This is a genomic window from Streptomyces sp. HSW2009 (assembly GCF_040240285.1).
GTDB lineage: Bacteria > Actinomycetota > Actinomycetes > Streptomycetales > Streptomycetaceae > Streptomyces.
Map to the genome: position 1 here is coordinate 1 of NZ_JBEHZD010000322.1, position 9,083 is coordinate 9,083.

Genomic DNA, 9,083 nt, shown 5'->3' on the forward strand with positions numbered 1-9,083 from the left:
CCCCACGCCGTCGCGCCCGGCGGCCGGCGAGGGGGACACCCCGCCGGCGCCGCGCCCCGCCGCCGCGGACCACGGCGCCGCAGGCGCCGTACGGGTGCGCCCCGCCCGGTGGGCCGACGACGAGGTGCTGGCCGCCATCGACCGGCGCATCTGGTCCACGCTGCACTCCGTACAGCCGCCGCCGCGCGCCCCGTTCGGCTCCTTCTTCGCCGACCACCATCCGCCGATGCAGCACCTGGTGGCCGAGGTGGACGGCAGGGTGGCGGGATATATCCGGCTCTGCCCGCCGACGCCGCTCGCCTCCAACGCCCACGTACGGCAGATACAGGGGCTCGCGGTGGAGGAGTGGGCCCGTGGGCGCGGGGCGGCGCGCGCCCTGTTGCGTGCGGCGTGCGCGGAGACCAGGCGGCAGGGCGCGTCCCGCCTCACCCTGCGCGTGCTGGGCCACAACGCGGCGGCGCGCCGGCTGTACGAGGCGGAGGGGTTCGCGGTCGAGGGCGTGCTGCCCGGGGAGTTCCTGTTGGCCGGCGCGTACGTGGATGACGTGCTGATGGGGCGCAGCGTCTAGCGGCGGCGGGGTCAGCCGGCGCCGCCGTCGCGGAAGCGGGCCCACAGCCGGGGGAGGCGCTCCGCGAGGGCCTTCTCGTCGGTCAGGTTCAGGAGGGTTCCGGCGGGTTCGTCGGCCGGCTCCGGGAGGCCGAGGTCCGGCGTCTCGGCCCCGGTGAGCTGCTCGTACGCCTCGTCGGCCGCGTACCCGAGGTCCTCCGCGTCGCCGTCCGTACGCGGGTCGAAGTCCTCGATCAGGTCAGCGAGGTCGTCGGGGTCGTACAGGGCCCCCTCGAAGACCTCCCGGCCCTGGCCGATCAGCCAGCAGCGGAAGTCCTCGAAGACGTCCTCGCTCGGGTCGCTGAGGAGCACGGCGGCGGCGCCCCACAGGTCCCAGTGGTAGGCGCGGTTGTAGCGGGCCTCGAAGTGGCGGGCGAAGTCGGTCACGGCGTCCGGGTCGAGTTGCACCAGCCGGTCGATGAGCAGGTCCGCCTGGGCGTCGGGGTCGCCGTCGGCGGCCTCGCGCGAGGCGTCGATCAACGCCCAAAACTCCGTCTCGTCCATCACAGGGACCAGCATCGGCCCTGTCCGCTGGCCGTGCACGCCGAGCAACCCGGATGCTGCTGTGTCGTTACCGCACCCGGGCCGGTCCGTTATGTGTCCGCTCGGGTGGGGGCGGGTGAGCGTCCGGGCGCGCGCCGGGTGAGCGTTCGGCCCGTGTGCGACTGGGCGGGGAACGGGTGGGGGGTACCCGGGGCGCGATCGGCGGGGCAGGTGGGTGTGCCCCGGGCGTGCCCCGGGGGTGCGATCGGCGGGGCGTCCGGCGGCCGGGGCGGAAAACTCGTCGTAGCCACGCCGCAATCACGACAGAAGATGACCGCTTTCTTCGGCACAGTCGTGCGCGGCCCGCTTCGGGGCCTGGACGAAAGGGACATCTGACGTGGAGACCGAGGGCGTACGCACCCTGACGGGCAAGGTGGCACTGGTCGCGGGCGCGACCCGGGGCGCGAGTCGGGCCATCGCCGTGGCGCTGGGCGGGGCGGGGGCGACGGTGTACGTCACCGGCCGCACCTCGCGCGAGGCGGCCGGCGCCGGGACCGTCCTGAGCGAGGTGGGTCGGGCCGAGACCATCGAGGAGACGGCGGAACTGGTCACCGCCGCCGGCGGCCGGGGCCTGGCCGTCCGCACCGACCACCTCGACCCCGACCAGGTACGCGATCTCGTGCGGCGCATCGACGCGGAGCACGGCCGGCTGGACATCCTGGTGGTCGGGGTCTGGGGCGGCGATCGGCTGATCGAGTTCGACACCAAGGTATGGGAGGTGGACCTGGAGAAGGGGCTGCGGATGCTGCGCCTGGGCATCGACACGCACCTCATCACCCAGCACTTCGCGCTGCCGCTGGTCATCAAGGAGCCCGGGGGGCTGGTGGTGGAGGTGACGGACGGGACGGCCGACTTCAACCGGACGTACCGGAACAACCTCTTCTTCGACATCACCAAGAACGTGCCGATCCGGGCCGCGTTCGGGATCTCGGAGGAGTTGAAGGAGTACGGCGGTACGGCGGTGAGCCTGTCCCCCGGCTTCCTCCGCTCCGAGGAGATGCTCGACCACTTCGGCGTGACCGAGGCGAACTGGCGGGACGCGATCGAGCAGCAGCCGCACTTCGCCATCGCCGAGTCCCCGGCGTACATCGGCCGCGCGGTCGCCGCACTCGCCGCCGACCCGGACCGGGCCCGCTGGACCGGCGCCTCGCTCTCCAGCGGCCAACTGGCCAAGGTCTACGGGTTCCGCGACACCGACGGCTCCCAGCCGGACGCCTTCGGCTACTTCGAAGACGTCGTCTTCGGCGGCCGGGACGGCCGGGCTGAGGACTATCGGTAGGGGGGCCGGGGGCGGGGGGGGCGGCGGCGGGGGGCCGGCCGCGTCGCCAGCGGCGGGCGGCCCGCCCTCCCCCCCCCGGGCTACGGCCCCGGGAGCGGAAGTCAATCCACCGCGTCGTACAGGGCGGCGGCGCGCGCCAGGGCCGTCGCCATCCGGGCGCGCAGCTCCGGCGGCTCCAGGACCTCGCACTCCGGGCCGAGCCCGAGCAGTTGCTCGTACGCGACGTCGAAGGTCTCCACGGGCAGGGTCACGGTGGTCCAGCCCCGGGCGTCGGGGGTGGGGGACGAGGCCAGTGATGCGCGGGCGGAAAGCGGGTCGGTGGCGAGTGGCAACAGGCGCACGCCGCGCTCCGTGAGCCGCAGGACCACCTCGGTGCGCAGGATCGAGCGCAGGAAGTCCGCCGCGCGCTCCGCCCAGAAGTCGGGCAGGGCGAAGTCCCGGTCGCGGGTGAAGTGCTCGCCGGACGGCTCCACCGCGGCGAACCGGTCGACCCGGTACACCCGCCACGACGCGTCCACCCGCGCCGCCAGATACCAGACGCCCGCCTTGAGGACGAGCCCGTACGGCTCCAGCACGCGCTCCACCTCGGTGCCGCCGCGGCGGTAGCGGCCCAGGAGACGGCGGTCGTCCCACACCGCGTCGGCGATCTCGGGGAGCAGCGGCGGGGAGTCCGGCTCGTGGTACCAGTTCGGGGCGTCGAGGTGGAAGCGCTGGGCCGCACCGTCCGCCGCGTCGCGCAGCTCGGGCAGCAGGGCCGCCGAGACCTTCAACCGGGCCGCGGAGGCCGCGTCGCCGAGCCCCATCTCGCGCAGCGCCGAGGGCACTCCGGAGAGGAACAGCGCCTCCGCCTCGGCCCGGCCGAGGCCGGTGAGCCGCGTGCGGTACCCGCCGATCAGGCGGTAGCCGCCGGCCCTGCCACGGTCGGCGTAGACCGGGACGCCGGCCTCGGACAGCGCCAGCACGTCCCTGGCCACCGTCCGCTCGGACACTTCCAACTGCTCCGCCAACTCGGCCCCCGTCATCGAGGCCCGGGACTGGAGGAGCAGCACCATCTTGATCAGTCGGGCCGCGCGCATGGGGTCATCATGCCCGCGGCCACTGACAGTCGCCGTCCTCGCGCCGGAAGAGCGTCGGCGGGCGAGCGCACGCGGCGTCCGGGGCCGATCCCGACTGGTCACCGGGTGCCCCGCGCTCCCCTGCTCCACGTGGGCGCGGGGCAGGGGAGCGCGGACGATGGCGTACGGGCCGGTCAGAGGCCGTACCGCTCCCTGGCCTCGCGCACCGTCTCCGGCTTGACCTCGCCGCGCTTGGCCAGGGCGGCCAGCGCTGCGACGGTCACCGACGGGGCGTCCACGCCGAAGTGGCGACGGGCGGCCTCGCGGGTGTCGGAGAGGCCGAAGCCGTCCGTGCCGATCGACGACCAGTCCTGCTCCACCCAGGGGGCTATCTGGTCGGGGACCGACCGCATCCAGTCGCTGACGGCGAGGACCGGGCCCGGTGCGCCAGCCAGGGCACGGGTGACGTACGGGACCCGATCCTCGCCCTTGAGCTGCGCCGCGTCACAGGACAGGGCGTCGCGGCGCAGCTCGGTCCAAGAGGGTGCCGACCAGACGTCGGCGGCGACTCCCCAGTCCGCGGCCAGCAACTGCTGGGCCTCCAGAGCCCAGTGGATGGCCGTGCCGGAAGCGAGGAGTTGCAGGCGCGGCGCGCCACCTTCGGCGGTGGGCACTGCGGCGGGGGCCGCGCCGGCGGGCGCCGGGAGGGCGTCGGCCGGGCGGTAGCGGTAGAGGCCCTTGAGGATTCCCTCTTCGACGCCGGGCGGCATCGGGGGCTGCACCTTGGTCTCGTTGTAGACCGTCAGGTAGTAGAAGACGTCCGGGTCCTCGCCGGGCGAGGGGCGGTACATCCGGCGCAGCCCCTCCTTGACGATCACCGCGACCTCGAAGGCGAACGCCGGGTCGTAGGAGAGCGCGGCGGGGTTGGTGGAGGCGATCAGATGGGAGTGGCCGTCCGCGTGCTGGAGCCCCTCGCCGGTCATCGTCGTACGGCCCGCGGTCGCGCCGATGACGAAGCCGCGCCCCAACTGGTCGGCCAGCGCCCAGAACTGGTCGGCCGTGCGCTGCCAACCGAACATCGAGTAGAAGATGTAGAACGGGATCATCGGCTCGGCGTGCGTGGCGTACGAGGTGGCCGCCGCGGTGAAGTCGGCCAGCGAGCCGGCCTCGGTGATGCCCTCGTTGAGGATCTGACCGTTCCTGGCCTCCTTGTAGTACAGGAGTTGGTCACGGTCGACCGGCTCGTACGTCTGGCCCACCGGGGAGTAGATCCCGGCCGAGGGGAACAGCGACTCCATGCCGAACGTGCGGGCCTCGTCGGGGACGATCGGCACCCAGCGGTGGCCGGTCTCCTTGTCCCGCATGAGGTCCTTCACCAGCCGGACGAACGCCATGGTGGTGGCGATCTCCTGGGTCCCGGAGCCCTTGTACAGCGATTCGAACGGCTTGTCCGCCGGCGCCGGCAGCGGCCTGGCGACCACCTTGCGGGCCGGGGCGGGGCCACCGAGCGCGGCCCGGCGCTCGCGCAGGTAGCGCATCTCGGGGGAGTTCTCGCCCGGGTGGGCGTACGGCACCAGCTCGTCGCTGAGGGCGCTGTCCGGGATGGGCAGTTCGAGCAGGTCCCGCATGGCGCGGAACTCCTTGCCCGTGAGCTTCTTCATCTGGTGGTTGGCGTTCCGCGACTCGAAGCCGGGGCCCAGTGTGTACCCCTTCACGGTCTGCGCCAGGATCACCGTCGGGGCGCCGCTGTGCTCGACCGCCGCGCGGTACGCCGCGTACACCTTGCGCGGCTCGTGGCCGGCGCGCGAGCTCTGGAACAGTTCGAGCAGCTTCGCGTCGGTCAGCTCCCGACCCAGCGCGGCGAGCGCCGGGTCGACACTGAAGAAGTGGTCACGCACGTAGGCCGCGTCGCGCGTGGCGTACGTCTGGAACTGGGCGTCCGGCACCTCGCGCAGCCTGCGCAGCAGCGCGCCCTCGGTGTCCCGCGCCAGCACGTCGTCCCACGCGCGGCCCCACAGCGACTTGATGACGTGCCAGCCGGCGGCGCGGAACTGGGCCTCCAACTCCTGCACGATCTTGAAGTTGGGCCGCACCGGGCCGTCGAGGCGTTGCAGGTTGCAGTTGATGACGAAGGTGAGGTTGTCCAGGCCCTCGCGGCCGGCCAGCGCCAGCGCCGCGGTCGCCTCGGGCTCGTCCATCTCGCCGTCGCCGAGGAAGGCCCAGACCCGGGAGCGTGAGGTGTCCTTGATGCCGCGGTGCTCCAGGTAGCGGTTGAACCGGGCCTGGTAGATGGCCGACAGCGGGCCGAGGCCCATGGAGACGGTGGGGAACTCCCACAGCCAGGGCAGCCGCCGCGGGTGCGGGTAGGACGGCAGGCCGGGCACGTCGCCGCTGCCCGCCTCCTGCCGGAACCGGTCGAGGTGCGCCTCGGTGAGCCGGCCGTCGAGGAACGCGCGGGCGTAGATGCCGGGCGACGCGTGGCCCTGGAGATAGAGCTGGTCGCCCGACTGGTCGCCCTCCTTGCCGTGGAAGAAGTGCTGGAAGCCGGTCTCGTAGAGCCAGGCGACGGAGGCGTAGGTGGCGATGTGGCCGCCGAGGCCGAGCCGCGAACCGCGGGTGACCATCGCGGCTGCGTTCCACCTGTTCCACGCCGTGATCCTGGCCTCCAACGCCTCGTCGCCCGGGTACGCGGGCTCGGCTGCGGTGGGGATCGTGTTGACGTAGTCCGTCTCCAGGAGCGGCGGCAGGCTCGGGGTCCCGGTCTGCGCGGCGTGCTCCAGGGTGCGGCGCAGCAGGTACCCGGCGCGGTGCGGCCCGGCCGCCTTGGTCACGGCGTCGAGGGACTCGCGCCACTCGGCGGTCTCCTGCGGGTCCCGGTCCGGGAGCTGGTCGAGCTGACTGTACGGCGGGCGTACGGCGTCGGGCATGAGGAGCCCCTTTCCGGTTTCCGGACGAAGTGAGCGGGAGCGGCAGGCAGGGTCGGGTCGCGCCCCATCACCGACGATAAGACGCTGATCGATGATCGATCAATAATTCCCGGGCGAAACCGCAAAAGTCGGCACGCGGTGTCGCGATGCCCGGCACGGAGTGCCGGAATTCTTGGGTTGAGGAGGGGGATCGGTGAGGGGGGCGAGCGGGTTGCTTGGGCTGAGTGGTGGGGCGGGGTCAGCGGGCCGTTCTGACCAGGCCCCATTCGTAGGCGGCGATGACCAGGTGGACCCGGTCGCGGGCGTCGAGCTTGGTGAACAGCCGCGCGACGTGGGCCTTGGCGGTGGCGACGGCGATGCTCAACTCGGCGGCTATCTCGGCGTTGGACAGGCCCCGGCCGACCAGGGTGAGCACCTCGCGCTCCCGGTCGGTGAGGACGGCGGAGGCCCGGGCCGGGGGCGCCGGCTCCGGGCGGTCGGCGAACTCCTCGATCAGCCGCCGGGTGACGCTCGGCGCGATCAGCGCGTCGCCGGCCGCGACCACCCGGATCGCCTCCAGGATGCTGTCCAACGCCATGTCCTTGACGAGGAACCCGCTCGCCCCGGCGCGCAGCGCCGCGTACACGTAGTCGTCGTCATCGAAGGTGGTGAGGATGAGGCTGCGGACGCCCGGTTGGTCGGCCGTGAGCTGGCGGGTGGCCTCGATGCCGTCGAGTTCGGGCATCCGGATGTCCATGACGACCACGTCGGGCGTGACCTCGGCGGCCAGCCGCACGGCCTCGGCGCCGGTCGCCGCCTCGCCCACCACCACGATGTCGGGCGTATCGGCCATCAGGACCCGCAGCCCGGCCCGTACCAGGGGCTGGTCGTCGGCCAGAACGACGCGCACGCTCATCGCGCCACCCCCGGCGCCGCGGCCCCGTCCGCTGCCGACGCGTCCTGGCCGGCCGCCCCGGCCGGCACCGGCAGCTCGGCCGTCACCGTGAACCCGCCGCCCGGTCGGGGGCCCGCCGAGAGCCGGCCGCCCAGCAGGCCGACCCGCTCCCGCATGCCGATGATCCCCAGGCCGGCACCGGGGTCCACCGTGCCGCCGCGGCCGGCGTCGGTGATCTCGACCGTCACCGCCGCCTCCCGGTAGGCGACGGTCACCCGGCAGGTGTCGGTCCGGGCGTGCCGGATCACGTTGGTGAGCCCCTCCTGCACGATCCGGTAGCCCGCCAGGTCGATGTCGGGCGGCAGCGGCCTGCGCTGGCCCGCCCACTGCACCTCGACCCGTACGCCCGCGTCCGCCGTCGTCGCGGCCAGCCGCCCCAGGTCGGCCAGGCCGGGGGCGGGCTCGCGGAGGTCCACCGGGCCCTCGGTGTCCGACTCGCCGCGGCGCAGCGCGACCAGCGTCCGCCGCAGTCCGGCGAGCGTCTCCCGGCTGGTGGCCTCGATGACGGACAGGGCCTTGCGCGCTTCGGCGGGCTGGGACTCGATGACCCGGCTGCCGACGCCCGCCTGGATGGCGATCACGCCGATGCTGTGCGCGATCATGTCGTGCAGTTCGCGGGCGATGCGCAGCCGCTCGGCGGTGACGGCCCGGGCCGTGGCCTGTTCGCGCAGGGCCGCGGCGTGTTCGCGGCGCTCGCGCAGCGTCCGCCCGATCGTCCAGGCGATCACCACGGCCAGCGCCAACAGCGCCAAGCCGTTGAGGGTGTCCTCCTGGGCGAGCATCCTCACGGACACCACGGTGGCCTGTACGTACAGGGTCAGTGCCGCCATCGGCAGACTCACCTGCCACGGTCGGTGCGCCGCCAGGTAGCCGAGGGCCACGTCGGCCCCCAGGATCAGCCAGTAGATGGGGACCCACGTGAGCTCCGGCGGCGTCGCAGCGGTGACCGTCCCCGCCAGCATCAACAGCAGGGCCGGCACCGGGCTGCGCCGCAGCAGCCACCACGGCAGGGCCAGAGCAGCGAGCAAGAGCACGATCCGCGTCGCCGCCGTATACCGCGGTACCTCCTGCACCGCGGCGAACAGTGTCACCGGGTGCAGCAGCGCCGCGCCCCAGACCAGCGCCGTCCGCACGGTGGGCCGAGCGCGCTTGCGCGGCTCCGCGGGTGCGGGCTCCGCGGCGCGGTCCGGTCGGGGCGGGCGGCTGCGCCCGCGGCGCGCGGTGATGGGCATGGCGGGATCGTACGGGCCACGCCGCGGCGCGACATCGGCCCGGGGGAGTAAGCCCGTGGGCTATAGCCGGCGTGCCCCGTTGCCGTCCGTGGCCCGATGACCGGGGGCGCCCGGGCAGGGCACCGTGGAGCCTGCCCACCCGCCGGAACCCGGGCCCGGCGCGGGGTGGGCGGGCCGCTGCGGTCGGGGGGTCGCAGCGCGTCCACGGGCCCCCGCCCGGTCACCCGGAGCGGGGCGGGGGCCGGCCGGGCGGGGGGAAGCGGGCCGCGCCGCCGCCCACCGGGCCGCGCCCGCTCGGCCCCGGAACCGCGTCACCCACGAGCAGACGGAGGACGACACGTGCACATGCTCTGGTTACTCGTCACGGCGGTCACCGCCGTGTTCCTGGTCCACTGCGGGCCCCGGTGTCTTTTACACATCTGACGCTGCCGCCGATACTCCGTGTGTTGATCTCGGGGGTGGGCGGATCATTAAAAAAAAGTGGGGGGGGGGGGGGGGGGGGGGGGG

Annotated in this window: 7 protein-coding genes; 2 read left to right on the forward strand and 5 right to left on the reverse strand. The window is 73.8% G+C overall.

Annotated features, from left to right (window positions below):
• The first annotated feature begins 94 nt into the window (after nt 1-94).
• Nucleotides 95-568: a GNAT family N-acetyltransferase gene (locus AAHZ94_RS21915; protein WP_349994689.1), complete on the forward strand. Its 474-nt coding sequence runs from the start codon at nt 95-97 to the stop codon at nt 566-568.
• 11 nt (nt 569-579) lie between these two features.
• Here AAHZ94_RS21915 and AAHZ94_RS21920 read toward each other — a convergent pair whose 3' ends face one another.
• The gene (locus tag AAHZ94_RS21920) at nt 580-1,110 is read right to left on the reverse strand and encodes a DUF4240 domain-containing protein (protein WP_349994690.1); all 531 of its coding nucleotides are present in this window, start codon (nt 1,108-1,110) and stop codon (nt 580-582) included.
• A gap of 376 nt (nt 1,111-1,486) precedes the next feature.
• Between AAHZ94_RS21920 and AAHZ94_RS21925 the strand changes: the two genes are divergently transcribed.
• On the forward strand, nt 1,487-2,428 hold the full coding sequence (locus AAHZ94_RS21925) for an SDR family oxidoreductase (protein ID WP_349994684.1): 942 nt from the start codon (nt 1,487-1,489) through the stop codon (nt 2,426-2,428).
• Nucleotides 2,429-2,529: 101 nt separating this feature from the next.
• Here the strand turns inward: AAHZ94_RS21925 and AAHZ94_RS21930 are convergent, their stop codons facing one another.
• The 4 genes from AAHZ94_RS21930 to AAHZ94_RS21945 form a co-directional block, all read right to left on the reverse strand.
• The gene (locus AAHZ94_RS21930; RefSeq protein ID WP_349994685.1) at nt 2,530-3,504 is read right to left on the reverse strand and encodes a helix-turn-helix transcriptional regulator; all 975 of its coding nucleotides are present in this window, start codon (nt 3,502-3,504) and stop codon (nt 2,530-2,532) included.
• Between the two features lie 173 nt (nt 3,505-3,677).
• Nucleotides 3,678-6,410 carry a pyruvate dehydrogenase (acetyl-transferring), homodimeric type gene (gene aceE / locus AAHZ94_RS21935; RefSeq protein ID WP_349994686.1) on the reverse strand — a complete coding sequence of 911 codons (2,733 nt, stop codon included), beginning with the start codon at nt 6,408-6,410 and terminating at the stop codon, nt 3,678-3,680.
• Between the two features lie 238 nt (nt 6,411-6,648).
• A complete protein-coding gene (locus tag AAHZ94_RS21940; RefSeq protein WP_349994687.1) occupies nt 6,649-7,305 on the reverse strand; it encodes a response regulator in 657 nt (218 codons plus the stop codon).
• A complete protein-coding gene (locus AAHZ94_RS21945) occupies nt 7,302-8,576 on the reverse strand; it encodes a sensor histidine kinase (protein WP_349994688.1) in 1,275 nt (424 codons plus the stop codon). Before AAHZ94_RS21945 ends, AAHZ94_RS21940 begins: the two co-directional genes overlap by 4 nt.
• Nucleotides 8,577-9,083 lie beyond the last annotated feature (507 nt).